We start from the raw sequence: 25,148 nt of genomic DNA, 5'->3' as shown, positions 1-25,148 counted from the left end.
GGAATGCAGTCATACGGGGACGAATCGCGGCCACTGGCCGCGCTCTCGCTGCCCTCGCGGATCGTCATAGGAGTGGCGGCCTGTGCCGTCGCGGTCGCCGTCGCGATTCATCTCGCGATGATGTTCCTGCATGTCGCACCGTCGAACACGCTCAGCAAACAGCAGGGCGCCCTGATCAGCGACTACGTCTATCCCGAGTACGAGCAGAACTGGAAGCTGTTCGCACCCAATCCCCTCCAGCAGAACAACGCGGTCCAGGTCCGCGCACAGCTGCGCACCGAGGACGGCACCGCGCGGACCACCGGCTGGACCGATCTGACCGCCCGCGACGGCCAGGCCATCCGCCACAACCCGATGCCCAGCCACACCCAGCAGAACCAGCTGCGCCGAGGGTGGGAACTCTTCGTCAACACCCACAACGCGCAAAACCGCCCGGTCGGCCTGCGCGGTGAGCTGTCCGAGCGCTACATCCGGCGGCTCGTGCTGTTCCGGATGGACGACGAGTGGACCAGGGGCGGCGGCCGGGTCGAGCAGATCCAGGTCCGCTCGCAGACGACGGCGGTCCGCCCGCCGCCGTGGAGTACCGAGAAGATCAGCGACAAGCCCGTGTTCCGAGTGCTGCCCTGGTGGCAGGTCACCGCAGCCGACCTGCCCGAGGGGGCGACCCACCAGTGACGTCACCGACGCCCCAGCAGACGCCCGGCGCACAGCAGCCCGCGCACCCCACCGAGCCGGCCGACGTGCCTCAGCAAGCGCCGGCATCCCCGGTGCCCCAGGAGCCCGAGCCCTACGAAGAGACCCGTATCGAGCGCGCCATCGGCCGCGGCTTCCGGTATGCCACCGGCCGGGCGCTGGCCCCGTACCAGACGGCCGTGATCCGGATCGGCTTCTCGGCGACCTGGCTGCTGTTCCTGCTGCGCGAGTGGCCGCACCGCGCGGTTCTGTACGGGCCCGACAGCCCGTGGAGCCTGGACATGGCGCGCCGGCTGCTGGGCGGCAACCATGCCTTCTCCGTACTGCCCTGGTCCGACAGCCGCGGCTGGTTCGAGGGCGTCTACCTGCTGGCCATCGTGGCCGCCGCGCTGTTGATGCTCGGCTGGCGCACCCGCACCATGTCGGTGCTCTTCATGGTCGGCGTGATCTCGCTCCAGAACCGCAGCATCTTCATAGGGGACGGCGGCGACAACGTCATCCACCTGATGTCGATGTATCTCGTGCTGACCCGGTGCGGGCAGGTCTGGTCGCTGGACGCGCGCCGTGCGAAGCGGGTCGCGGCCGCCGCGGACGGAACCGACGGCGCGGCCGCCGGCTCCCGCGATCTGCCCGGCGTCATCCTGTGGGCCGTGCTCGGCCTCGCCCTGGCCGTCGCCCAGGTGGGCGGCAACTACGGCCTCAGCTGGTTCGACAACGGCCCGTTCCCGCACATCGGCTGGAGCCTGGTGCTGTGGGGGCTGTGGGCGGCGCACGGGCTGTGGTGGGCGGTGCAGCGGTACGCGCCCGGCGAGCCGCGCGTCGTACTCGACACCGTCGCCAAGCTCGCCCACAACGGCGCACTGCTGGTGATCATGGTCGAGGTCTGCCTGATCTACGCCACCGCCGGCTGGTACAAGATCCAGGGAAGCCGCTGGCAGGACGGCACCGCGGTCTACTTCCCGATGCACCTGGACTACTTCTCCCCCTGGCCGGCGCTGTCCGAGCTGCTGGGCAGCAACGGCGTGATGATCATGCTGATCACCTACGGCACGGTGATCGTGCAGGTCGCCTTCCCGTTCACGCTCTTCAACCGGCGGCTGAAGAATGTGCTGCTGGTCATGATGATCTGCGAGCACCTCTCGATCGCGATCCTGCTGGGGCTGCCGTTCTTCTCGCTCGCGATGATCACCGCGGACGCGGTCTTCCTGCCGACGAACTTCCTGACCTGGCTCTCCGCGCGCCTCTCCGGCCTGCGGGAACGACTGTTCTCGCGCGGCGGGCCGGCCAGCCCGGCCGGCGGTGAGCCGGACACCCGTACGGAGCACAGCGGCGGTGGCCATACGCTCGTGGGGTGAGCAGCGAGAAAACCGCCCCCGCCGAGCCCCTCCAGTACGACGAGGGGTACGGGCCGCAGATCGGCGTCGGGCCGCACCCGGAGCCCTGGCCGCAGGACGAGCGGTTCGACCCCGAGCTGCTCGCCCACGGCGACCGCCGCAATGTCGTCGACCGCTACCGCTACTGGACGCGCGAGGCGATCGTCGCCGACCTCGACACCCGCCGCCATGACTTCCATGTGGCCGTTGAGAACTGGGGCCACGACTTCAACATCGGCTCGGTCGTCCGGACCGCGAACGCGTTCCTGGCCAAGGAGATCCATATCGTCGGGCAGCGGCGCTGGAACCGCCGGGGCGCGATGGTGACCGACCGCTATCAGCACGTCCGCCACCACCCGGACACCGCCGACCTCACCGCCTGGGCGGCGGCCGAGGACCTGCCGATCATCGGGATCGACAACCTGCCCGGCTCCGTCCCGCTGGAGACGACCGAGCTGCCGCGCCGCTGTGTGCTGCTCTTCGGCCAGGAGGGGCCGGGGCTGACCGAGGAAGCACGCCGACACGTCTCGCTGGTCTGTTCGATCGCGCAGTTCGGCTCGACCCGCTCGATCAATGCGGGGGCCGCGGCCGCCATCGCGATGCATGCCTGGATCGGCCGCCATGCGCGGATCGAGGGGCCGGGCGCTCCCTGACGGACCCTGGGCCCGCCGACGCCCGGCCGGGGTCCGGGAACAGGTCCCGGGCCCCACCGCACTGGTCACGCCGGGCGGCGTACCTCCACCGTCCGGAAGCGGTTCGCCACGAAGGCGCCGTCGCACAGCACCGCATTGGCCGCCGGGTTACCGCCCGAGCCATGGAAGTCCGAGAACGCCGCGGTCTGGTTCACATAGACCCCGCCGGTCAGATTCAGCGACAGCTGGGCGCACTCCTCCAGGCAGGCCTCCTCCACCAGCTTCTCGACATCCGGCGAGGTGGTGTACGCGCCGACCGTCATCGCGCCCTGGTCGCGGACGGTGCGCCGCAGCAGATCCACCGCGTCGGCCGCGGAGTCGACGGCCACCGCGAAGGACACCGGGCCGAAGCACTCCGACAGATAGACCGCCTCGTCGTCCGGCTTGGCACCGTCCAGCTTGACGATCACCGGCGTACGGACCGTGGCCCCGGGGAACTCGGGGTTGGCCACCTCACGGGAGGCCAGCGCCACCTCCCCGAGCCCGGCAGCCGCGTCGATCCGCTCCTTGACCTGCGGATTGACGATGGCACCCAGCAGGGCGTTGGCTCGCGCGTCATCGCCCAGCAGGCCGCTCACCGCGCCCGCGAGATCGCTGACCACCTCGTCGTACGACTTCGGTCCGGCGTCCGTGCCGATGCCGTCCCGCGGGATCAGCAGATTCTGCGGGGTGGTGCACATCTGGCCGCTGTAGAGCGACAGCGAGAACGCGAGGTTGCTGAGCATGCCCTTGTAGTCGTCGGTGGAGTCGATGACGACGGTGTTGACGCCGGCCTTCTCCGTGAAGACCTGCGCCTGCCGGGCGTGCGTCTCCAGCCAGTCGCCGAAGGCGGTCGAGCCGGTGTAGTCGATGACGCGGACCTCGGGGCGGACGGCCAGCGTCTTGGCCAGGCCCTCACCCGGCTTGTCCACGGCCAGGCACACCAGGTCGGCGGGGAAACCGGCCTCGGCGAGCACTTCGCGGGCCACCTTGACGGTCATCGCCAGCGGCAGCACGGCACGCGGATGCGGCTTGACCAGCACCGGGTTTCCGGTCGCCAGAGAGGCAAACAGGCCCGGGTAGCCATTCCACGTCGGGAAGGTGTTGCAGCCGATCACCAGGGCGACACCGCGCGGCACAGTCGTGAAGCTCTTGCTCAGTTCGAGCGGGTCACGCTTGCCCTGCGGCTTGGACCACGGGGCCTGCTCCGGGGTGCGGACCTGCTCGGCGTACGCATACGCCACCGCCTCCGTGCCGCGGTCCTGGGCATGCGGGCCGCCCGCCTGGAACGCCATCATGAAGGCCTGACCGCTGGTGTGCATCACGGCCTGGGCGAACTCATGGGTGCGCGCACTGATCCGGGCCAGGATCTCCAGGCACACCACCGCCCGCGCCTCGGGACCGGCGTCCCGCCAGACGGGGAGCGCGGCGCGCATGGCCGGCAGCAGCTCGTCCACATCCGGATGCGGATAGCTGATGCCCAACTCCGGGCCGTACGGCGAGACTTCCTCGCCCGTCCAGTCGTCCGTGCCGGGCTGGTCGAGCTCGAACCGCTTGCCGCGCAGCGCCTCGAAGGCGGCCAGCCCGTCGGGTGCGGCGGTCTCGCCGTACGCCTTCGGGTGCTCGGGGTGCGGGGACCAGTAGGCGCGGGTGCGGATCGCCTCCAGCGCCTGGTCGAGGGTCGGGCGGTGCTTCTCGATCAACTGCGCTGCGGTCATTTCGGCGGCCATCGATGACCAACTCCTCGTCGAGCTGGGCGGAAGTGGATAGGGGCTGGGAGCGGACAAGGCAACGGAGTTAGAGTAACCGAACGATCGGTCGGGGCAAGAGGGCCCGGCCAGCCTGTGGAAAAGTCGGTCGGGGAGGATCAGCGGGCATGACGGCACTCGGGACCAGCAGCACCGTGGCAGTGGTGGGCACCGGCACCATGGGACAGGGCATCGCGCAGGTGGCGCTGGTCGCCGGCCACCGCGTACTCCTCCATGACACCGCCCCCGGACGCGCCGCGCAGGCCGCCGAGGCGATCGGGAGCCGGCTGGACCGGCTCGTCGAAAAAGGCCGGATCCCGGCGGACGCGCGGGACGCCGCCCGCGCGCGCCTCTCCCCCGCCACCGCCCTCGCAGAGCTGGCCGACGCCGCACTGGTCATCGAGGCGATTCTGGAGCAACTTCCGGCCAAACAGGAGCTGTTCACCGCCCTGGAGGACATCGTCGCGGCGGACTGCCTGCTGGCCACCAACACCTCTTCGCTGTCCGTGACCGCGGTCGCGGGCCGGCTGCGCCACCCCGGCCGCTGCGTGGGCCTGCACTTCTTCAACCCCGCGCCGCTGCTCCCCCTGGTCGAGGTGATCAGCGGCTTCGCCACCGACGAGGCGGCCGCCACCACGGCGTACGACACCGCCGCGGCTTGGGGGAAGCGGCCGGTGCGCTGCGCCGACACCCCCGGTTTCATCGTCAACCGCATCGCCCGTCCCTTCTACGCCGAGGCCCTGCGGGTGTACGAGGAGCGGGTCGCCGACCCCGCCACCATCGATGCGGTGCTGCGCGAGGGCACCGGATTCAAGATGGGGCCCTTCGAGCTGACCGACCTCATCGGACAGGACGTGAACGAGGCGGTCACCCACTCCGTGTGGCAGGCCTTCTTCCAGGACCCGAAGTTCACCCCCTCCCTGGCGCAGCGCCGGCTGGTCGAGTCCGGGCTGCACGGCCGCAAGGCGGGGCGCGGCTGGTTCGACTACTCCGAGGGCGCGCCGCGGCCGGAACCGCGGACGGCGGAGCCCTGCCCGGCGCCCGCATCCGTCGGGCTGCACGGGAAGCTGCCCGGCCCCGCGGCGGTGCTGCGCGAGCTGATCGAAGAGGCGGGCATCAAGGTCACCGGCGACCGCACGACGGGGGTGGCGGAAGGCTCCATCCGTCTTCCGGGCGGGGCCCGTCTGGCGCTGACCAATGGCTGTCCGGCCACGACGCCCGCCCAGGAGAACTGCATCCGCTTTGACCTGTCCCTGGACTACCGCGCCGCGACCCGGATCGCCCTGGCGGCCTCGGCGGCGGTCTCCGAGGAGGACCTCGCTGAGGCCGTCGGGCTGTTCCAGGCGCTGGGCAAGCAGGTCAGTGTGATCGAAGACGTCCCCGGCATGATCGTCGCCCGGACGGTCGCGATGATCATCGACTTCGCCGTGGACGCCGCGGCCCGCGGCGTCGCCACCCCCGAGGACATCGACACGGCCATGCGGCTCGGCGTGAACTACCCCGGCGGCCCCATGGAATGGGTCGAGCGGCTGGGCGCCCGTTGGGTAGGGGATCTGCTGGCTTCGATGCACCACCAAAATGCCGGTGGACGCTACGTACCGTCCTGGGCGCTGCGGCGCCGTGCAGACCTCGAGGAATTGGTGCTCTAATCATGACCATGGCCAAGCGCGACACCTATACGCCCGATTCGCTGCTCGCGGTCGCCGTCGAGGTGTTCATCGAGCGCGGCTACGACGGCACGTCCATGGAGCACCTCTCCAAGGCGGCCGGCATCTCGAAGTCCTCGATCTACCACCATGTGCGCAGCAAGGAAGAGCTGCTGCACCGCGCCATAAGCCGGGCGCTGGACGGGCTGTTCGGTGTGCTGGAGGAACCGGGCGCCCTCCAGGGACGGGCGATCGAGCGGCTGGAGCATGTCACCCGACGCGTGGCCGAGGTGCTGATGGATGAACTCCCCTATGTGACGCTGCTGTTGCGGGTGCGCGGAAACACGGACACCGAGCGGTGGGCCATGGAGCGTCGCCGGGAGTTCGACCACGCGGTGTCCGACCTGCTCAAGCAGGCCGCCGCCGACGGCGACCTGCGGGACGACGTGGACATCCGGCTGGCCACCCGGCTGCTCTTCGGCATGATCAACTCGATTGTGGAGTGGTACCGGCCGGGGCGGGGCGGCTCGGCGAGCCGTGACGAGGTCGCCGAGGCCGTGGTGCGCACGGCGTTCGCGGGGCTGCGCAAGGCCTGATCCGCGCGATCGGATGGCCGCTGGGAACGGTGTTCCTGGGGCGTGATCCCGGCCGCCCCCTGACGGGCGGCGCCCTCGGTGAGCCCCAGCGGCGGCCGGCCGGTCATTCCTCTTCGGGGCCGAGATCGGTCTCCTCGAAGACCAGCAGGGTGCGGGTGCTCAGGACCTCCGGTATCGACTGGATACGGGTGAGGACCAGTTCGCGCAGCTCGCGGTTGTCCTTGGTGTGGACCAGCAGCAGCACATCGAAATCGCCGCTGACCAGCGCGATGTGCGTGGCGCCCGGCAGCGCCGTGAGCTGCTTGCGCACGGTCCGCCAGGAGTTCTGCACGATCTTCAGCGTGATGTAGGCAGAGGCGCCCTGACCTGCCCGTTCCTGGTCGATGAGGGCGCTGAAGCCGCGGATCACACCGTCGTCGATCAGCCGGTTGATCCGGGCGTAGGCATTGGCGCGCGAGACATGCACCCGCTCGGCGACGGAGCGTATCGAGGCCCGGCCGTCGGTCTGGAGCATGCGCAGGATCGAGCGGTCGATGGTGTCCAGCGGGCGTGCGGCCGGCGAGGGCGGGGCGGAGGGCGTCGGCGGCGGGCCGGCTGCCGTCGCCGGTTGTCCGCCGGAATTGGCCATCTGTTCGTCCGGCATATGGTCCCGCCTCCCCTTGGTGGACGCCCTGGCTTCATCTCAAGCTGTGGAGAACCGTTTGTCCACAGGCTGAGCCCGCCTGTAGCCAAAATGCATCAGCGACCGAACAATCGGTAGGGCAGGGCGTACCCGCCCTGGCCGATTCCATCCTGCCCGCCCGCCGCCCGCACACCACCCCTATGAGGCGCCTGGCGCCGCCCCCTTCGATCCGAGGAGGTGCTCGACATGACGGTCCTTGAGCAGCCCGGCAGCAGCAGGAACAAGAGCAGCCTGGCCGGTCCGCCGCCCGCCTGGCAGCCGCGCGTCGACCCCACGCCCCTCCTGCCCGACGCGGAGCCCTACCGCCTCCTGGGCACGGACGCCGCCGCCCGGCTCGACTCCGGACTGCTGACCCGGCTGTACACCCAGCTGGTCCGCGGCCGCCGGTACAACGCCCAGGCCACGGCACTGGCCCGGCAGGGACGCCTGGCGGTCTACCCGTCCTCCACCGGCCAGGAGGCCTGCGAGGTCGCCGCGGCGCTGGCCCTCGAAGACCGGGACTGGCTCTTCCCCAGCTACCGCGACACCCTCGCCGCAGTGGCCCGCGGTCTCGACCCCGTACAGGCCCTGACGCTGCTGCGCGGCGACTGGCACAACGGCTACGACCCTCACGAACACCGCATCGCCCCCCTGTGCACCCCGCTCGCCACCCAGCTCCCGCATGCCGTGGGCCTGGCGCACGCCGCCCGCCTCAAGGGCGACGAGGTGGTCGCGCTGGCCATGGTCGGCGACGGCGGCACGAGCGAGGGCGACTTCCACGAGGCGCTGAATTTCGCGGCGGTCTGGCAGGCGCCGGTCGTCTTCCTCGTCCAGAACAACGGGTTCGCGATCTCTGTGCCGCTCGCCAAGCAGACCGCCGCGCCGTCCCTCGCCCACAAGGCGGTCGGATACGGCATGCCGGGCCGTCTGGTGGACGGCAACGACGCCCCCGCGATGCACGAGGTGCTCACCGAGGCCGTGGCGCGCGCCCGCAGGGGCGGCGGTCCCACCCTCATCGAGGCCGTCACCTATCGCATCGAGGCGCACACCAACGCCGATGACGCCACCCGCTACCGCAGCGACGCCGAGGTCGAGACCTGGAAGGCACACGACCCGATAGCCCTTCTGGAGCGCGAGCTGGCCGCCCGCGATCTGCTGACCGATGATTTCGTCGGCGCCACCCGGGACGGTGCCGAGCACATGGCCGCCGACCTCCGGGAGCGGATGAACGCCGACCCGGAGGTGGACCCGATGGACCTGTTCACCCACGTATTCGCCGAGCAGACCAGCCAACTGCGTGCCCAGGCCGCACAGCTGCGTGCCGAGCTGGACGCCGAGGCCGCCGGACACACCGAGGACGCAGCGGGCACCAACGGGTCCGCCGAGGAGGCCAGGCCATGACGACCACCGCTCCGGCGACCGCGCGCAAGCCCGCCACCATGGCGCAGGCGCTGACCCGCGCGCTGCGCGACGCCATGGCCGACGACCCGTCCGTGCATGTCATGGGCGAGGACGTCGGCACCCTGGGCGGCGTCTTCCGGGTCACCGACGGCCTCGCCAAGGAATTCGGCGAGGACCGCTGCACGGACACCGCGCTCGCCGAGGCCGGCATCCTGGGCACCGCCGTCGGCATGGCGATGTACGGGCTGCGGCCGGTCGTCGAGATGCAGTTCGACGCCTTCGCCTACCCGGCGTTCGAGCAGCTGATCAGCCATGTCGCCCGGATGCGTAACCGCACTCATGGCGCGCTGACGATGCCGCTGACCATCCGTGTCCCCTATGGCGGCGGAATCGGCGGCGTCGAGCACCACAGCGACTCCTCCGAGGCGTATTACCTCGCCACCCCGGGGCTCCAGGTCGTCACCCCGGCGACCGTCGAGGACGCCTACGGACTGCTGCGCGCCGCGATCGCCTCCGACGACCCGGTCGTCTTCCTCGAACCCAAGCGGCTGTACTGGTCCAAGGCCGACTGGTCGCCCGACGCACCCACCGAGGTCGCGCCCCTGGGCCGGGCCGAGATCCGGCGCCGCGGCAGCAGCGCCACGCTGATCACCTACGGCCCGTCGCTCCCGGTCTGCATGGAGGCCGCCGAGGCCGCCCGCGCCGAGGGCTGGGACCTGGAAGTGGTCGATCTGCGGTCCCTGATGCCGTTCGACGACGAGACGGTCTGCGCCTCGGTGCGGCGGACCGGCCGGGCCGTGGTCGTCCATGAGTCCAACGGATTCGGCGGCCCCGGCGGCGAGATCGCCGCCCGTATCACCGAACGCTGCTTCCACCACCTGGAGGCGCCGGTGCTGCGCGTCGCCGGCTTCGACATCCCGTATCCGCCGCCGATGCTGGAACGGCACCACCTTCCGGGCGTGGACCGGATTCTGGACACCGTCGCCCGCCTCCAGTGGGAGTCGGACTGGACCGAGGGACGTGGTGAGTGATGGCCGTGGTCCGCGAATTCACCCTGCCTGACCTGGGGGAGGGCCTCACCGAGGCGACGATCGTGCACTGGATGGTCGAGGTCGGCGAGGTGGTGGCCATCGACCAGCCGGTGGTGGAGGTCGAGACCGCCAAGGCGATGGTGGAGGTGCCGTGCCCGTATGGGGGCGTGGTGACCGCCCGCTTCGGCGAGGAGGGGGCCGAAGTCCCGGTCGGGGCACCGCTGGTGACCGTCGCCGTGGGGGCGGTGCCGGATGACCTCGCGGGGGCCGGCCCCGGGACGGGACCGGACTCCGGGGCGGGTGCGGAAGGCGGTACGCCCGATGCCGGTGGGGCCTCGGGGACGCCCGCGGACGGTGCGGCGGATGCCGGGTCCGGGAATGTGCTCGTCGGGTACGGCACGAGTGCGGCGGCGGCGCGTCGGCGCCGTATCCGGCCGGGGCCCGGAGCCGGCCCCACGGCGGGAGTGCCACGGCCGCCCGGCGGGGTGGCGGACGGCTCGGCCGGGGCCGGAGCGGCCGAGGGGGCGCCCGGCGGTTCAGAGGCGGTTGCCGCCGGGGCGACGGCCGTCGGGGCGACCGGCGTCACCGCGGCAGCCGGGACCTCCGGGGCAGCCGGGCCGGCCGAAGCCGGTGCGGTGGAGGACGACGGCCGTACGGTGGCCGTCATCTCCCCGCTGGTGCGCCGGATGGCGCGGGAGAACGGCCTGGATCTGCGGGAGTTGACGGGATCCGGACGGGATGGGCTGATCCTCCGTACGGACGTCGAGTGCGCGATCCGGGCGCGGCAGGAGCGGGAGACCGCCGGTGCCGCAGGAGCCACCACTGTCGGTACCCACGGGACGGCCGGTGCCGGTGTGACGGGCGTGTCGCGGGCCGGGGTCGTGACAGCCGTCGGGGCCGCGACCGGCACCGCGGCGGGTGAAGAGCGGATCCCGCTGAAGGGGATGCTCGGTGCCGCCGCCGAGAAGTTCAGCCGCAGCCGCCGGGAGATCCCGGAGGCGACCTGCTGGGTGGAGGCCGATGCCACCGAGCTGCTCGCCGCCCGTAGGGCGATGAATGTGCCGGGCGCCCCCAAGGTGTCGCTGCTGGCAGTGCTGGCCCGGATCTGTACGGCCGCGCTCGCCCGGTTCCCGGCGCTGAACTCCACCGTCGACACCAAGACCCAGGAGATCGTCCGGCTGCCCGCCGTCCATCTGGGCTTCGCGGCGCAGACCGACCGCGGCCTGGTGGTGCCGGTCGTACGGGACGCCCATGCCCGTACGGTCGAGGAGCTGTCCGCCGAGATCGCCAGGCTCACCGAAACCGCCAGGGCCGGCGGGCTCTCCCTGGCCGAGCTGACCCATGGCACCTTCACCCTCAACAACTACGGCGTGTTCGGCGTCGACGGCTCCACGCCGATCATCAACCACCCCGAGGCGGCGATGCTCGGCATCGGCCGGATAGCCGCCAAACCCTGGGTGCACGAAGGCGAGTTGGCCGTCCGGCAGGTCGTCCAGCTCTCGCTCACCTTCGATCACCGGGTGTGCGACGGCGGCACCGCCGGGGGCTTCCTCCGGTTCGTGGCCGACTGCGTCGAGCAGCCCGCGCTGTTGCTCCGGACACTGTGACGGGAGTGCGGCCGGAGGCAGCGGTGATGCCACCGGCCGCCCCGGCCGCGTCCGCTGTGGCGGAGCTGACATCCGCTCTCGCTCCGGCAGCGGTGTGAACCGGGTGCCCCCGGCGATACTCAAGGGGTGAACGACCTCACCGACCACGACCTCGTCGTGCTGGCCGGCGGCGCGGCCCGGCGGCTCGGCGGGGCGGACAAACCCGCCCTGCCCGTCGGCGGCCGTCCGCTGCTGGACCGGGTGCTCGCCGCCTGCCCCGACGCCGCGACGACCGTCGTCGTCGGCCCCCCGCGCCCGACCAACCGCGCCGTCGTCCACGCCCTGGAGGACCCGCCCGGCGGCGGCCCGCTCGCCGCGCTGGACGCCGGCCTGCGGCACACCACCGCCCCCACGGTGCTCGTCCTCTCCGCCGACCTCCCGTTCCTGACGGCCGCGACGGTACGGGGCCTCCTGGCGGCGGCGACATACATGCCAGGCGCTGCCGGACCGGGCGGGAGTGCCGCGCCGCGCGACGGGGCGATGCTCCGGGACGCCTCGGGGCGGGACCAGCCGCTGGTGGCGGCCTACCGAGCAGAGCCGCTGCGCCGTGCGCTGACACGGATACGAGCCACACACGGCAGCCTTGACGGACTCCCGCTGCGCGCGCTGCTGGCCGAGTTGGTGCTCGAACGGGTCCCGGACCCCACCGTCACGGCCTCCTTCGACTGCGACACCTGGGAAGACATCAGCGCGGCACGCGCCCGTATCAGGGAGCATGGGAACGTGTTGGACGAATGGATCACCGCAGTCAAGGCCGAACTGGGCATCGAGCTCGATGTCGACACGGCGGCGCTTCTCGATCTCGCGCGAGACGCGGCCCATGGCGTGGCCCGCCCCGCCGCGCCGCTGACGACCTTTCTGATCGGTTATGCAGCAGGCCGCCAGGGCCGGGACGTGCAGGAACTGGCCGACCGGGCCGCCGCGCTGGCCCACCGCTGGGCGGCCGAGACCGAGGACGCGTCCGACGCCGCCGGCGCCACGGGTGCCGAAGCGAAGCCCGCGGAATGACCGACGGGGAGTGGGGCGGGGAGGCCGGCGGCGTGGTGGGCCGATCGTGGGACGAACCCTCGGCCGAGGGCCGCGGCGACCCCTTCGACGACGCCCTCGCGCTGGCCAACGGCACGGCACCGCTGCGCGTAGGGCCCGGGGCCGGGCCCGAGATCACGGCCGTCTCCGCGCCGTACGCCGCCGGAGGGGCCGTGGCAGCCGCCTCCTCCGCGACCGGCGGCGGCGACGCCCCGTACACGCCGGACGACCCCTTCGCTCCGGACGACCCCGCCGCCGCCCGGAGCGGCCCCTCCGGCCCCGTGGACCCCACGCCTCCCACCGGACCCGGCCCGCGCCCCACCCCGGCCGCCGTCTCCTGGCACACCGCCCGCCGTCTCGCCGCGCGCGCCGCCCCCGGGCCGCCCGGTCCCGAGACCTCGGCGCTCGGCGAGACACTCGGCCGTACGCTCGCCGCACCCCTCACCGCGCTCACCGATCTGCCGTCGTTCGACACCTCGGCGATGGACGGCTGGGCGGTCGCCGGCCCCGGCCCCTGGCGCCTGGACCGGCCCGCCGACGCACCCGAGGCGGGCCCCCCGTCCGGCATCCTCGCCGGTCACGCCCCCACCGAGGCGCTCCTCGACGGCCATGCGATCCCGATCGCCACCGGCGCGCGCGTACCGTCCGGGGCCACCGCCGTACTGCGCAGCGAGCACGGGGAGGCCCGTGAGCTGAGCGACGGCGGACGACGGCTGTACGCACCGCGGCCCGCGCCGCCCGGCCAGGACATCCGCCCGCGCGGCCAGGAGTGCCGCCGCGGCGACCAACTGCTGCCCGCGGGCGCCCTGGTGACCCCCGCCGTCCTCGGCCTGGCCGCGGCGGCCGGCTACGACGAGCTGACCGCCTACCGCCGCCCGCGTGCCGAAGTCTTCGTCCTGGGCGACGAGTTGCTGGACGAGGGGCTGCCGCGGGACGGCCGGATCCGCGATGCCCTCGGCCCGATGCTCGCGCCCTGGCTGCATGCGCTGGGTGTCGAGGCGGCGGCGCCCCGCCATCTCGCCGATGAGGCCGACACCCTGTACGCCGCCCTCGCGGAGTCCACCGCCGACGTGGTGATCACGACGGGCGGTACCGCGTCGGGCCCCGTCGACCATGTGCACCCCACCCTGCGCCGGCTCGATGCGGAGGTGCTGGTGGACGGGGTGGCGGTACGCCCCGGGCACCCCATGCTGCTGGCCCGCCTGGCCCCGCGCCGGCACCTCGTCGGCCTGCCGGGCAACCCCCTCGCCGCCGTCTCCGGCCTGCTCACCCTCGCCGAACCGCTGCTCCGTACGCTCGCCGCCCGCAGGCCCGCCGCGCCGTACCGCACGCCGCTGGCCGCCGCGGTCACCGGGCATCCGCAGGACACCCGGCTCGTCCCGGTGGCCTACCGCGACGACGAGCGGCACGGGCTGACGGCGGTACCGCTGCGCTTCCACGGCCCGGCCATGCTGCGCGGGATCGCCGCCGCCGATGGACTGGCCGTCGTCCCGGCCGGGGGCGCGGAGCGCGGCACCGAACTCGAAATCCTGGAACTTCCCTGGTCAGCGGGCTGGTTGGCGGGCTGGACGCCCGGCCGGTCCGCCCCCGGGGACCCGTACGACCCCCCTGAGGCCACCGGAGGCCGCGCGTGAAGCTCCCGTCCCAGGACGCCGCGGCGCGGGAGGTTCCCGAGGACCGTTCGCACCGGGTGCTGCTGCCGCGCCGCGCCCCCAAGCCGCCGCTGCGGCAGGTCGCCCGCCGGCTGCTGATGGCTCTGTTCGTGCTGCTCGCGACGGTCTTCATCGTCTGGATCGACCGCAACGAGTACCACGACAACGCCGATGGCAAGGTCGATCTGCTCGACTGCTTCTACTACGCGACCGTCACGCTCTCGACCACGGGATACGGCGACATCGTCCCGTACGGCGACAGCGCGCGGTTGCTGAACATCCTGCTCATCACGCCACTCCGGGTGCTGTTCCTGATCATCCTGGTCGGCACCACACTGGAAGTGCTCACCGAGCGCACCCGCGAGCAGTGGCAACTGAAACGCTGGAGAAACGCCTTGCGCGACCACACCGTCATCGTCGGCTTCGGGACGAAGGGCCGTTCCGCCGCCCAGACCCTGTGCGCGACGGGGCTGCACCGCGACCGCATCGTCATCGTCGACCCCAGCAGCAAAGTGATCGACGCGGCGGTGGCCGACGGGTTCGCGGGGGTGGTCGGCGATGCGACCCGCAGCGATGTGCTCCTGCGGGCCGAGGTCCAGCGCGCCCACCAGGTCGTGATCGCCACACAGCGCGATGACACCGCCGTGCTGGTCTCGTTGACCGCCCGTCAGCTCAACAAGCGGGCGAATATCGTCGCGGCGGTGCGGGAGGAGGAGAACGCCCCTCTGCTGCGGCAGTCCGGCGCCAACTCCGTGATCACGTCGGCCAGCGCGGCAGGCCGGCTGCTCGGGCTCTCCGTGCACAGCCCCAGCGCGGGCACCGTCATGGAGGACCTGATCCAGCAGGGCAGCGGCCTCGACCTGGTGGAACGCACGGTGGTGAAGGCGGAGGTCGGCAAGTCCGTACGGGAGACCGACGACCTGGTCGTGTCCGTGCTGCGTGGCCACCGGCTCCTCGGCTACGACGATCCGGAGGCCAGTCCGCTACAGAGCACGGACCGTCTGATCACCATCGTGCGGGCGGCCCCGGCGGAGGCGGCGGACCACTCCGGCAAGCCGTCCACCAAGCCGACCCTGCCCGGTACCGGCGTCGCCCCGATGCGCCGCGTGGATGAATAACCGCACGTCGTGCGGGGGTGGATGGCCGACCCGGTGGTAGTCGTCGGCCCCCGCACCTTCGCTCCGTGCGCGGTCGGCGAGTAGCCTCGCGCCCATGCGAGCGATCACTATCCCGGAGCCCGGTGGCCCCGAAGCACTTGTCTGGGCGGACGTGCCCGATCCGCAGCCCGCCGAGGGCGAGGTCCTGATCGAGGTCGCGGCCAGTGCCGTGAACCGCGCGGACCTGCTCCAGCGCCAGGGCTTCTACGACCCGCCGCCCGGCTCGTCCCCCTATCCGGGGCTGGAATGCTCGGGACGGATCAGCGCGCTCGGCCCCGGGGTACACGGCTGGGCCGTCGGCGACGAGGTGTGTGCGCTGCTGGCGGGCGGCGGCTACGCGGAGAAGGTCGCCGTCCCGGCCGGTCAGGTGCTGCCGGTGCCGTCCGGCGTGGACCTGGTCACCGCCGCCGCGCTGCCCGAGGTGACCTGCACGGTCTGGTCGAACGTCTTCATGATCGCGCACCTGCGGCCCGGCGAGACGCTGCTGGTCCACGGCGGTGCCAGCGGCATCGGCACGATGGCGATCCAGCTCGCCAAGGCCGTGGGCGCACGGGTCGCGGTGACCGCGGGCGGCCCCGAGAAGCTGGCCCGCTGCGCCGAGCTGGGCGCGGACATCCTCATCGACTACCGCGAACAGGACTTCGTCCAGGAGATCCGCAAGGCCACCGACGGCACGGGCGCGGATGTCATCCTCGACATCATCGGCGCCAAGTACCTCCAGCGGAACGTCAAGGCGCTGGCGGTCAGCGGCCGGCTGGCGATCATCGGACTTCAGGGCGGGGTCAAGGCGGAGCTGAATCTCGCGGCACTGATGGCCAAGCGCGCCGCGATCACCGGTGCCGGGTTGCGCGCCCGCCCGCTGAACGAGAAGGCGGCCATCGTCGCCGCGGTACGCGAACACGTCTGGCCGCTGATCGCCAACGGCCAGGTCCGGCCGATCGTGGACCGCCACCTCCCGATGGCGGACGCCGCCGAGGCACACCGGGTCGTGGACGCGAGTGCTCATGTCGGCAAGGTCGTCCTGACGGTCTGAGCCCCCGCCTGACCTCGGCCCCGCGCGCTGTCCGCGCCCGCCCCTCCCCCCTGTGCGCCCGATAACCCGCCCGACATGTCCAAGATGCCGTGAATCTCATCACATGTGACGCTGGGCAGGTCACTCGACGGCTCGGCACGGGAGGGGCACTGTGGTCGCTCCAGGATTCCGTTCGCGCATCGCCACCGGTCTGCTGGTGGCTGCCGTCGTGCTGCCCGTACCGATAGGAGCCACCTCCGCCGTGGCCGCGGACCGACGGGCCACTCCGGTCGACCGGCCCCCGCTTCTCGCCCGCCCGGGCGAGAAGCCCGACGACGTCCCCGGCGCCGACGGCTTCGGCCTGGACGGGTTGGATGACTTCGCGATCGGCCCGCCGCCGGTCGAGGGGCCCGGGGCCAGAGGGGGCAGGGTGCGTGCCGGACACCGGGGCCACCCGGGGGCCCCGGCGCTGCCGGACCGCTACCCCGGCCTGCCGGACGCCCTTCCGGGCGTCCCGCACCGGCCGTCGCATCACCACCACTTCGGGGGGCTCCGCGGGCACGGACGGTGGCACCACCACCCGCATCACCCGTTCGGCCCAGATTTCCGGCCGTACCCCATCCCGGGGTCCGACGGCGGCAGCGCCGATTTCACCGGGCCCGGCAGGCATCGGCACCCGGACGTGGCGGGATCGTCCGACGCCGACCGTGCGCACGCCCGGCCCGGCCGGCGTGCCTCGAAGAAGCACCGCAAGCCTGCGGCATCCGAATCCCACGAGGCAGCGGCCACCCCGTCACGGCCCGCTCCTTCCCGCCGCTACGACGTCGCGGACCGGTTCAGCCGGCGCACCTACGAGGCCTTGCCGCCCCTCCCCACGCCCACCCCGGAGGGGGCTGGCTCCGCACCGGAGAGCACGGCTGACGACGCGGCGGCCACGGCGACCCCATACGCCATGGAGACCCCCGTGGCGCCGGTCGAGCGGGTTCTCCCGATGGGTGCTGGCCTTGCTCTCACCGGTCTGGGGCTCGCCTTCTTCGCCCTGCGGCTGCGCCGGGGCTGATGATTTCGGCGGTTTCACGTGAAACAGCGAGAATCTGCTGTTTCACGTGAAACAGCGGCGGCCGGGTCCGCTCGGAAGGGTGGATCACCTTCTCCCCGGGTCACCACTTGTCTGGAGTCCGCGTACGAGAGAATGGCGGCATGGATATGCCGATGAATGAACGGTCGCAGGAGAATCCGCACGTCCTGGTGGTCGGCCCGGACGGCATGGCGCTCGGCGGCGCGAGCTCCGGCGGCGGGGAAGACGGCGAAGAGTCCCGGGAGACCCCCTTGACGGACATGGTCGAACAGCCTGCGAAGGTCATGCGCATCGGCAGCATGATCAAGCAGCTGCTGGAAGAGGTGAAGGCCGCTCCTCTGGACGAGGCGAGCCGGGTACGGCTCAAGGAGATCCACTCCAGCTCGGTCAAGGAGCTGGAGGACGGCCTGGCGCCCGAGCTGGTCGAGGAGCTGGAGCGGCTGTCGCTGCCGTTCACCGATGAATCGGTGCCGACGGATGCGGAGCTGCGGATCGCCCAGGCCCAGCTGGTCGGCTGGCTGGAGGGTCTCTTCCACGGCATCCAGACCGCACTGTTCGCCCAGCAGATGGCGGCTCGTGCCCAGCTGGAGTCGATGCGCCGTGCGCTGCCGCCCGGGGCCGTTCCGATGGACGGCGAGGAGGGCACGCCCGGTCACGGCGGTGCCCGCTCGGGCCCGTATCTCTGATCCGGGTTTGTTTCTCCAGCGACCCGCAGCAAGCAGCAGGGGCCGGCACACAGCGCGTGTGCCGGCCCCTTGTACGTGTCCGGGTTTAGTAGTGACCCGTCGAGACGGTCAGTTCGATCGTCTCGCCGCTCTTCGGGTCCCAGCGCTCCAGGCTCGCCGGCTTCGTCTCTATGACCGTGTTCTTGGCCGTGTACCCACGGTCCTCTTCGGTGACCTTGTACTTCCAGCCCGCCGCGTCGAGGCAGGCCTTCACCGAGTCCAGGTTCTTGTAGGTGAGGAAGGGGAAGTAGATCTTCTTCGGTTCGCTGTAGGGCGAGTCCGGCTTGGTGCACTCGGTCGAGTCGACGGTCTTCGTCTTGTCCTCAGGCATCACGCTCTGGGTGGGTGATGCCGAGTACGAGTAGGTCGATGTCGAGCTGGGGCCCGGCTCGTCGCTGCCACCGGCGCTCAGCCCGATGCCGATGGCGATCGCGGTGACCACGACGACCCCGATGATTGCCGAGACGACGATCACCGCGGAGTTGTTCTTCCGCGGGGCGGGACGGCCGGTCGACGGCATCGAGGCCGTCACCGGGGGCGGCGTGTAGGCCGGGGGCTGGTAGCCACCCGCATTGAACGGCGCCGGACCCGGAATGGGACCCGGCGCGGGCGTCGGGTAGGTGTTGTTCGGCGGCAGGGGCGGGGGCGTCGAGGGACCGAAGGCGGCCGCCTGCGTCGGCTGGTAGGGCTGCTGCACGCTCGGCGGGGCCGGGGTGTGCGGGTTGCCGGAGGCGGTGGGGAAGACCGCGGAGGAGACCGACGCACCGCTGGTGCGGGCCCGCGGACCCTCGCTGATGATCAGCGGCGTCGAACCTGACTGCCCGGACCCGACGATCCGCAGGCACTCGTCCCGCATCGCCTCGGCGGTGGGGAAGCGTTCGTTGGGGTTCTTCTTCAGCGCACGGGCCACCAGCGCGTCCACGGCCGGCGGCAGTGAGCTGTTGATGGTCGACGGGACCGGGGGCTCTTCCTGGACGTGCGCGTAGGCGATGGCGAGCGGGGAATCCGCGTCGAACGGCAGCTGGCCGGTCAGCAGCTCGAAGAGCATGATGCCGACGGAGTAGAGGTCGGAGCGGGCATCCACAGCGCGGCCCAGCGCCTGCTCCGGGGAGAGGTACTGCGGGGTGCCGACGACCATGCCGGTCTGCGTCATGGACGTCACACCGGACTGCATGGCACGGGCGATACCGAAGTCCATGACCTTGACGACGCCGCGCTTGTTCAGCATCACATTGCCGGGCTTGATGTCGCGGTGGACCAGGCCCATTTCATGGCTGACCTCGAGCGCGGCCAGCACATCGGCCGTGATCTTCAAGGCCTTTTCGGTCGGCATCGCGCCATGTTGGGCGACGTCGGTGTCCAGATCGGAGCGCAGCGGCTGGCCCGCGACGTACTCCATGACGATGTACGGCACCATGCCGCCGTCGAGCTCGTCCTCACCGGAGTCGAAGACGGAGACGATATTGGTGTGCGTGAGCTTCGCCACGGACTGGGCCTCACGGCGGAAGCGCTCACGGAAGGCCTGCTCGCGACCGAGCTCGGTGTGCAGTGTCTTGATCGCGACCTCGCGGTCCAGCACGCTGTCGTAGGCGAGGTGTACGGAAGCCATTCCGCCCGCGCCGAGAAGATCACGAAGCTGGTAGCGTCCCCCGCCGACCGAACGGCCCTCGAATTGGCCCTGAGCGCCGTCCTGGCTCATCGTTCCGCTTCCCCCTAGGCCGCACTACCCGTACGTATAGCGATCAAAATCTGGAATTTCGCAGCCAAGTCTGCCCCAGGCCTCGGACACGTCAAGCTGTGTGCCCGTTCCGTGACCAGATGTGCAAGATCCCGTCACGGCGGTGCGACGTTTTGGCGCCCGATTACCCCCGGTGAACTTGCGATCTTTGGCTTCCGGCGGGTGTGATGACCGGTCCACGACGGACCGGTGGGTGTCGCGGAACCTGTAGCGTGCTCTAGCGAAGACCGATGACCTTACCGCTCTCATGCGGATCGATTCGACGGCGAGGACCGATGGCACCGACGCAGAGCCCCCAGGGCCCGTCCGACCCTGAGGCCACCGGCTCCAATATCCCCGACGCACCGGAGATGTGGGGCAACGGCGGGCTGGTCGGCGATGGCCGCTACCGGCTCACGCGACGGCTCGGCCGCGGTGGCATGGCGGAGGTGTTCGCGGCCGAGGACGTACGTCTCGGCCGGACCGTCGCCGTGAAGCTGCTGCGCTCCGACCTCGCCGAGGACCCGGTCTCCAAGGCCCGGTTCACGCGGGAGGCACAGTCCGTGGCCGGACTGAACCACCACGCCGTGGTCGCGGTCTACGACTCCGGTGAGGACCTGGTCGGCGGCAACACCGTGCCGTACATCGTGATGGAGTTGGTCGAGGGCCACACCATCCGCGATCTGCTGCTCAACGCCGACGCCCCGCCGCCGGACCAGGCGCTGATCATCGTCTCCGGTGTGCTGGAGGCGCTGGCCTACAGCCACCAGCACGGCATCGTGCACCGTGACATCAAGCCCGCTAACGTGATCATCACGAACAGCGGCGCCGTCAAGGTCATGGACTTCGGCATCGCCCGTGCGCTGCACGGCGCCCAGTCGACCATGACCCAGACCGGCATGGTCATGGGCACCCCCCAGTACCTCTCCCCGGAGCAGGCGCTCGGCAAGACCGTCGACACCCGCTCCGACCTCTACGCCACCGGCTGTCTGCTCTACGAACTCCTCGCGCTGCGGCCGCCGTTCACCGGCGAGACCCCGCTCTCGGTCGTCTACCAGCATGTGCAGGACATGCCGGTGGCGCCGTCCCAGGTCGCCGACGCGGTGCCGCCGGAGCTGGACGGCCTGGTCATGCGGTCGCTGGCGAAGGACCCCGACGACCGCTTCCAGTCCGCCGAGGAGATGCGCGGCCTGGTCCAGTACTCGCTCCAGATGCTGCATGAGCAGGGCGGTCACACCGGCACCTGGAGCACCGGGCCGGTCGCCCTGCACGAGGGCGGCCTCTCCTCGCCCATGGGCGCCGCGGCCACCACGGCGCTGCCGCACCCCGACGCCGGCCAGACCACGGCGCAGCCGATCCTGACGCCCGGTATGCGGGACGACGACGGCGGTTTCGACGGCGGGCCCCGGGGGACCAAGAGCGGCCGCGGCAAGATCTGGCTGATCGCGGCGCTGGCGGTGATCGCCATCGCGGTGGGTGTGGCGTTCGCGTTGCAGAACACCGGCGGTGAGGGCAAGAAGCACGAGACGCCCACCTCGCAGTCGCCGACGCCGTCGGAGGACGACAAGACGAGCGAGCCGCCGACGGAGGAGCCGAGCACTCCGGAGACCGCGCCCGAAGACACCGGTGACACCGGCACCTACAGCGAGCCGCCGACCGAGCAGCCCAGCACGCCGCCGACGTCCCAGCCGCCGACCTCGGAGCCGCCGACCTCGGAGCCTCCGACGTCCGAGCCTCCGACGTCCGAGCCGCCGACCGGCCCCACCGATCCCACCGACCCCACCGGCGGGACCGCTGACGGGGGCGCCGGCGACGGGGGCACCGCCGACGGCGGCCCGGACACCGGAGTGACCTCGGGCGCCACCGGCTGACGGGCGTCCCCTGCTTCAGCGGGTGAACGCGTTCCGCACGGCCCGGTACTCGCGGGTCCACCAGACGGCCAGGGCGGCCGCCGCCGGGAATTGTGGATCGGTGCGGCGGTCGCCCAGCTGGTAGCGCCAGGTGAGCATCCAGAAGTCGTTCAGCCGCTCCCACCACACCCGGTGGACGGCCGCCGCGAGTTCCTCGGCACCGGCCCCACAGGCCCTGCGGTAGGCGCCCGCGTACGCCGCCACCTTGCCCAGATCCAGCGTGCCGCAGGGGCGCACGAAGAAGATCGCGGCGGCGCGTACCGCCTCCTCGGCGCGCGGCTGGACGCCCAGCCGGTCCCAGTCGACGATCGCGGTCGGTTCCGTGCCCCGGTAGAGCACATTCAGCGGGTGGAAGTCGCCGTGCACCCAGCCCGCGGGAGGTTCCCCGCCCGGGGCCGGCCGGCGGTGCGCCTGCTGCGCCAGTAGGGCCCGGCGCTCCAGCAGACGGTGTTCGGCGAGCTCGTCGAAGCTGGTGCGCGGCCGGGCTCCACGGGCCAGGGCCAGCAGCTCGTCAATCGTCTCGAAGGTCCGCTCGGGGTCGGCGCCGGCGTCCGCGCAGGGGGGCCGGGGCGGATGCGGTTCGTCCGCCATGACCTCCTCCAGTGCGGTGTGCACGAGCCCGAGCAGGCCGCCGAGCCGCCGGGACTGGTCGCGGGTCAGCGCGGCGCCGCCGAGGTGGCGGCCTTCGACCCAGGGGTGCAGCGCGTAGCAGCGGCCGTCGAGGACGGTGACGGTGCGGCCGTCCGTATGGGCGATGGGTGGGGCGACCGGCAGCCCGAGCGCGGCGAGGCGGTACGTGGCGCGGTGCTGGCGGGTGAGGGCTGCGTGGTCGCCGTCGAGGTGGTGCTTGAGGAAGTAGCGGCCGCGGGTGGTGGCGAGGAAGTAGCCGTGGTTGAGCAGGCCCTCGGCGACAGGCTCACAGGACAGTGGCGCACCGGCGCCTGCGTAGTGGCGGAGCAGGGATCCGAGGGTGTCTCTGTCGGGCGTCGCCGCCGTCCGGACTACAGATGAGCGCAGCACGCGCCAGATGTTAGATCAACTACGCCCGTCGGAGTGGGTGTGCCGGAAGGCCTTACGCAGAGTGCGCGCAGAGGCGGACGGCACCTCGGCTCCCGTTCGGCTGGGTCGGCCGGTGGCGGTAATCGCAGGGAATCCGCGGGATGGTGCGCCGGGGTGCGCGCCGGTATTCCGTGAGCTGTTCAGTGCCGTTCCGCCTGCATTCGGGCGACATAGGCGGCGGCCTGGGAGCGGCGCTCCATTCCGAGCTTGGACAGCAGACTGGAAACGTAATTCTTGATCGTTTTCTCGGCGAGATGGAGCCGTGCGCCGATAGCGCGATTGGTCATTCCCTCGCCGATCAGATCGAGGATCCTGCGCTCCTGGTCGGTGAGGCTCGCCAGCCGGTCGTCGCCCTTCGCGGCGTTGCCGTCGCGCAGCCGCTCCAGCACCCGGGCGGTGGCCACGGGGTCGAGCAGTGACTTCCCGGCCGCCACCTCGCGGACCGCGGAGAGCAGTTCGTTCCCCCGGATGGCCTTGAGGACATAACCGGACGCACCGGCCATAATCGCATCGAAAAGGGCCTCGTCATCCGCGAACGAGGTGAGCATCAGGCATTTGATGTCCTCGTCCTGCGAACGGATCTCGCGGCAGACCTCGACACCGCTCCCATCCGGAAGCCGGACGTCGAGCACCGCTACGTCCGGACGGGTCGCCGGGATCCTGACCAGGGCATCTGCGGCGGTGCCGGCCTCGCCGACCACCTCGATGTCCTCCTCGACCGAGAGCATTTCGTGGACGCCGCGCCGGACAACTTCGTGGTCGTCGAGCAGGAATACCGTGATTTTTCCGTCTTCGCGCACCTCACCAGTCTCACACATCAACCCTTCCCGTGCTCCAGGTCACCGATATAACGTGCCGTTGTCCCGGCGGCCTGCAACGCTGTGACCAGGAGTTGTTCCAAACCTTCGCGATTTACTTGGAAATCCAAGCAAAATCGCAGGTCAGCGCCGTTTCCACTTCGGCTTTGACAATGGGTAACGTGCAATGAGCAGGCCACTGTCCGGGAGCTTTGTTCCACCCGGAGCCGGCCGCGATCGCACACACCCCGTGCGCCGTATCGGATACCGGGTGAGCCGCAATACGGCCACCGGCGGACCCCGGGGGCCGGACAGACGGAGGAGCAGCACGTGACCGTGGAAGGCACTGCGCAGCGGAAAAACGCCCGCGGCAGCAGCAAGCGCACCACCGCCAAAAAGGCGACGCCGGCAAAGAAGGCGTCCCCGGCCAAGGCCCGGAACTCCGGCCGGCCCGACGAGGCGGAGCAGGATCAGCTCGTACAACTGCTGACGCCCGAAGGCAAGCGGATCGAGCACCCGGACTACTCGATCGACCTTTCCGCCGAAGAGCTGCGCGGCCTCTACCGCGACATGGTGCTGACGCGGAAGTTCGATGCCGAGGCGACCACCCTCCAGCGCCAGGGCGAACTGGGCCTGTGGGCCTCGCTGCTGGGCCAGGAGGCCGCTCAGATCGGCTCGGGCCGCGCGCTGCGCGATGACGACTACGTCTTTCCGACCTACCGCGAGCACGGCGTGGCGTGGTGCCGCGGAGTCGACCCGACGAACCTGCTGGGCATGTTCCGCGGGGTCAATCACGGCGGCTGGGACCCCAACAGCAACAACTTCCACCTGTACACGATCGTCATCGGCTCGCAGACGCTGCACGCGACCGGCTATGCGATGGGTGTGCAGAAGGACGGCGCGGATTCCGCGGTCATCGCCTATTTCGGTGACGGTGCTTCCAGCCAGGGAGATGTCGCGGAATCCTTCACGTTCTCCGCGGTCTACAACGCCCCGGTCGTGTTCTTCTGCCAGAACAACCAGTGGGCGATTTCCGAACCCACCGAGAAGCAGACCCGGGTGCCGCTCTACCAGCGCGCCCGCGGATTCGGCTTCCCCGGCGTACGGGTCGACGGCAATGACGTGCTGGCCTGTCTGGCGGTGACCAAGGCGGCGCTGGAGCGGGCGCGCACCGGCCAGGGTCCGATGCTGATCGAGGCGTTCACGTACCGCATGGGCGCGCACACCACCTCCGACGACCCGACGAAGTACCGGGCGGACGAGGAGCGGGTGGCCTGGGAGGCGAAGGACCCGATCCTGCGGTTGCGGACGTACCTGGAGGCCGAGGGCCTGGTCGACGAGGCGTATCTCGCGTCGATCGACGAGGAGAGCGAGGCCCTGGGCAAGCGGGTCCGCGATGCCGTGCGTGCCATGCCCGACCCGGACGACATGGCGATCTTCGAGAATGTCTATGCCGACGGGCATGCGCTCGTCGATGAGGAGCGCGCGCAGTTCGCCGCGTACCAGGCGTCGTTCGCCGACGCCGATGCCGCCGCGGAGGGGAACTGAC

21 protein-coding genes are annotated in these 25,148 nt (G+C 71.3%); 16 read left to right on the top strand and 5 right to left on the bottom strand.

Features of this window, described 5'->3' with window-relative positions:
- Positions 1–3: 3 nt before the first annotated feature.
- From CP981_RS19430 to CP981_RS19420, 3 genes are read left to right on the top strand one after another with little or no spacing between them, the layout of a single operon-like run.
- The gene (locus CP981_RS19430) at positions 4–675 is read left to right on the top strand and encodes a DUF5819 family protein (RefSeq protein WP_085923723.1); all 672 of its coding nucleotides are present in this window, start codon (positions 4–6) and stop codon (positions 673–675) included.
- Entirely contained in the window at positions 672–2,048 is a 1,377-nt protein-coding gene (locus tag CP981_RS19425) for an HTTM domain-containing protein (RefSeq protein ID WP_425282139.1), read from the top strand. The genes CP981_RS19430 and CP981_RS19425 overlap by 4 nt, the downstream gene beginning before the upstream one ends.
- Positions 2,045–2,719 (top strand): TrmH family RNA methyltransferase, encoded by a 675-nt coding sequence (locus CP981_RS19420; protein ID WP_085923724.1) that lies wholly within the window; start codon positions 2,045–2,047, stop codon positions 2,717–2,719. The genes CP981_RS19425 and CP981_RS19420 overlap by 4 nt, the downstream gene beginning before the upstream one ends.
- A 65-nt stretch (positions 2,720–2,784) precedes the next feature.
- Here the strand turns inward: CP981_RS19420 and paaN are convergent, their stop codons facing one another.
- Entirely contained in the window at positions 2,785–4,467 is a 1,683-nt protein-coding gene (gene paaN, locus CP981_RS19415) for a phenylacetic acid degradation protein PaaN (protein WP_085923725.1), read from the bottom strand.
- Between the two features lie 146 nt (positions 4,468–4,613).
- On the opposite strand from paaN, the gene CP981_RS19410 reads away from it, so the two are divergent.
- Together CP981_RS19410 and CP981_RS19405 are read left to right on the top strand one after the other, a co-directional pair.
- Positions 4,614–6,134: a 3-hydroxyacyl-CoA dehydrogenase gene (locus CP981_RS19410; RefSeq protein WP_085923726.1), complete on the top strand. Its 1,521-nt coding sequence runs from the start codon at positions 4,614–4,616 to the stop codon at positions 6,132–6,134.
- Between the two features lie 2 nt (positions 6,135–6,136).
- Positions 6,137–6,727, top strand: coding sequence for a TetR/AcrR family transcriptional regulator (locus CP981_RS19405; RefSeq protein ID WP_085923727.1), 591 nt, complete (start codon positions 6,137–6,139; stop codon positions 6,725–6,727).
- 103 nt (positions 6,728–6,830) lie between these two features.
- Here CP981_RS19405 and CP981_RS19400 read toward each other — a convergent pair whose 3' ends face one another.
- Positions 6,831–7,370, bottom strand: a complete 540-nt coding sequence (locus CP981_RS19400) for an Lrp/AsnC family transcriptional regulator (protein WP_085923728.1) — start codon at positions 7,368–7,370, stop codon at positions 6,831–6,833.
- Positions 7,371–7,595: 225 nt separating this feature from the next.
- Here CP981_RS19400 and pdhA (CP981_RS19395) point away from each other — a divergent pair, with 225 nt between their 5' ends.
- The 9 genes from pdhA (CP981_RS19395) to CP981_RS19355 all read left to right on the top strand — a co-directional run bounded on the left by pdhA (CP981_RS19395) (position 7,596) and on the right by CP981_RS19355 (position 18,077).
- Positions 7,596–8,789 (top strand): pyruvate dehydrogenase (acetyl-transferring) E1 component subunit alpha, encoded by a 1,194-nt coding sequence (pdhA, locus tag CP981_RS19395; RefSeq protein ID WP_085923729.1) that lies wholly within the window; start codon positions 7,596–7,598, stop codon positions 8,787–8,789.
- The gene (locus CP981_RS19390; RefSeq protein ID WP_085923730.1) at positions 8,786–9,820 is read left to right on the top strand and encodes an alpha-ketoacid dehydrogenase subunit beta; all 1,035 of its coding nucleotides are present in this window, start codon (positions 8,786–8,788) and stop codon (positions 9,818–9,820) included. The genes pdhA (CP981_RS19395) and CP981_RS19390 overlap by 4 nt, the downstream gene beginning before the upstream one ends.
- On the top strand, positions 9,820–11,427 hold the full coding sequence (locus CP981_RS19385; RefSeq protein WP_085923731.1) for a dihydrolipoamide acetyltransferase family protein: 1,608 nt from the start codon (positions 9,820–9,822) through the stop codon (positions 11,425–11,427). The genes CP981_RS19390 and CP981_RS19385 overlap by 1 nt, the downstream gene beginning before the upstream one ends.
- 126 nt (positions 11,428–11,553) lie before the next feature.
- Complete coding sequence (locus CP981_RS19380) at positions 11,554–12,474, top strand: NTP transferase domain-containing protein (protein WP_085923732.1); 921 nt, start codon at positions 11,554–11,556, stop codon at positions 12,472–12,474.
- Positions 12,471–14,126, top strand: a complete 1,656-nt coding sequence (locus CP981_RS19375) for a molybdopterin molybdotransferase MoeA (protein WP_085923733.1) — start codon at positions 12,471–12,473, stop codon at positions 14,124–14,126. Before CP981_RS19380 ends, CP981_RS19375 begins: the two co-directional genes overlap by 4 nt.
- The gene (locus CP981_RS19370) at positions 14,123–15,262 is read left to right on the top strand and encodes a potassium channel family protein (protein ID WP_085923734.1); all 1,140 of its coding nucleotides are present in this window, start codon (positions 14,123–14,125) and stop codon (positions 15,260–15,262) included. The genes CP981_RS19375 and CP981_RS19370 overlap by 4 nt, the downstream gene beginning before the upstream one ends.
- 94 nt (positions 15,263–15,356) lie before the next feature.
- Positions 15,357–16,334, top strand: a complete 978-nt coding sequence (locus CP981_RS19365; RefSeq protein ID WP_085923735.1) for an NAD(P)H-quinone oxidoreductase — start codon at positions 15,357–15,359, stop codon at positions 16,332–16,334.
- A 151-nt stretch (positions 16,335–16,485) separates the two neighbouring features.
- The gene (locus CP981_RS19360; RefSeq protein ID WP_085923736.1) at positions 16,486–17,373 is read left to right on the top strand and encodes a hypothetical protein; all 888 of its coding nucleotides are present in this window, start codon (positions 16,486–16,488) and stop codon (positions 17,371–17,373) included.
- Between the two features lie 140 nt (positions 17,374–17,513).
- Complete coding sequence (locus CP981_RS19355; RefSeq protein ID WP_085923737.1) at positions 17,514–18,077, top strand: bacterial proteasome activator family protein; 564 nt, start codon at positions 17,514–17,516, stop codon at positions 18,075–18,077.
- Between the two features lie 85 nt (positions 18,078–18,162).
- On the opposite strand, the gene CP981_RS19350 is transcribed toward CP981_RS19355, so the two are convergent.
- Entirely contained in the window at positions 18,163–19,815 is a 1,653-nt protein-coding gene (locus CP981_RS19350; RefSeq protein WP_085923738.1) for a protein kinase domain-containing protein, read from the bottom strand.
- Positions 19,816–20,129: 314 nt separating this feature from the next.
- Between CP981_RS19350 and CP981_RS19345 the strand changes: the two genes are divergently transcribed.
- Positions 20,130–21,704, top strand: coding sequence for a protein kinase domain-containing protein (locus tag CP981_RS19345; protein WP_085923739.1), 1,575 nt, complete (start codon positions 20,130–20,132; stop codon positions 21,702–21,704).
- A 15-nt stretch (positions 21,705–21,719) separates the two neighbouring features.
- Here the strand turns inward: CP981_RS19345 and CP981_RS19340 are convergent, their stop codons facing one another.
- Both CP981_RS19340 and CP981_RS19335 read right to left on the bottom strand, forming a co-directional pair.
- On the bottom strand, positions 21,720–22,763 hold the full coding sequence (locus CP981_RS19340) for a phosphotransferase (protein WP_085923740.1): 1,044 nt from the start codon (positions 22,761–22,763) through the stop codon (positions 21,720–21,722).
- A 179-nt stretch (positions 22,764–22,942) separates the two neighbouring features.
- A complete protein-coding gene (locus CP981_RS19335; protein WP_085923787.1) occupies positions 22,943–23,602 on the bottom strand; it encodes a response regulator in 660 nt (219 codons plus the stop codon).
- Positions 23,603–23,929: 327 nt separating this feature from the next.
- Between CP981_RS19335 and pdhA (CP981_RS19330) the strand changes: the two genes are divergently transcribed.
- Positions 23,930–25,147, top strand: coding sequence for a pyruvate dehydrogenase (acetyl-transferring) E1 component subunit alpha (pdhA, locus tag CP981_RS19330; protein WP_085923741.1), 1,218 nt, complete (start codon positions 23,930–23,932; stop codon positions 25,145–25,147).
- The last annotated feature ends 1 nt before the right edge of the window (position 25,148 follow it).

The organism is Streptomyces platensis (assembly GCF_008704855.1).
Lineage (GTDB): Bacteria > Actinomycetota > Actinomycetes > Streptomycetales > Streptomycetaceae > Streptomyces > Streptomyces platensis.
This window is presented reverse-complemented; position numbering and strand designations above follow the sequence as displayed.

What these genes read in the sequence shown, in the direction of transcription:
- CP981_RS19430 (WP_085923723.1), top strand. Translation starts at nt 4, where the DNA reads ATGCAGTCATACGGGGACGAATCGCGGCCACTGGCCGCGCTCTCGCTG.
- paaN (WP_085923725.1), bottom strand. Translation starts at nt 4,467, where the DNA reads ATGGCCGCCGAAATGACCGCAGCGCAGTTGATCGAGAAGCACCGCCCG.
- CP981_RS19410 (WP_085923726.1), top strand. Translation starts at nt 4,614, where the DNA reads ATGACGGCACTCGGGACCAGCAGCACCGTGGCAGTGGTGGGCACCGGC.
- CP981_RS19405 (WP_085923727.1), top strand. Translation starts at nt 6,137, where the DNA reads ATGACCATGGCCAAGCGCGACACCTATACGCCCGATTCGCTGCTCGCG.
- CP981_RS19400 (WP_085923728.1), bottom strand. Translation starts at nt 7,370, where the DNA reads ATGCCGGACGAACAGATGGCCAATTCCGGCGGACAACCGGCGACGGCA.
- pdhA (WP_085923729.1), top strand. Translation starts at nt 7,596, where the DNA reads ATGACGGTCCTTGAGCAGCCCGGCAGCAGCAGGAACAAGAGCAGCCTG.
- CP981_RS19390 (WP_085923730.1), top strand. Translation starts at nt 8,786, where the DNA reads ATGACGACCACCGCTCCGGCGACCGCGCGCAAGCCCGCCACCATGGCG.
- CP981_RS19385 (WP_085923731.1), top strand. Translation starts at nt 9,820, where the DNA reads ATGGCCGTGGTCCGCGAATTCACCCTGCCTGACCTGGGGGAGGGCCTC.
- CP981_RS19375 (WP_085923733.1), top strand. Translation starts at nt 12,471, where the DNA reads ATGACCGACGGGGAGTGGGGCGGGGAGGCCGGCGGCGTGGTGGGCCGA.
- CP981_RS19365 (WP_085923735.1), top strand. Translation starts at nt 15,357, where the DNA reads ATGCGAGCGATCACTATCCCGGAGCCCGGTGGCCCCGAAGCACTTGTC.
- CP981_RS19355 (WP_085923737.1), top strand. Translation starts at nt 17,514, where the DNA reads ATGGATATGCCGATGAATGAACGGTCGCAGGAGAATCCGCACGTCCTG.
- CP981_RS19350 (WP_085923738.1), bottom strand. Translation starts at nt 19,815, where the DNA reads ATGAGCCAGGACGGCGCTCAGGGCCAATTCGAGGGCCGTTCGGTCGGC.
- CP981_RS19345 (WP_085923739.1), top strand. Translation starts at nt 20,130, where the DNA reads ATGGCACCGACGCAGAGCCCCCAGGGCCCGTCCGACCCTGAGGCCACC.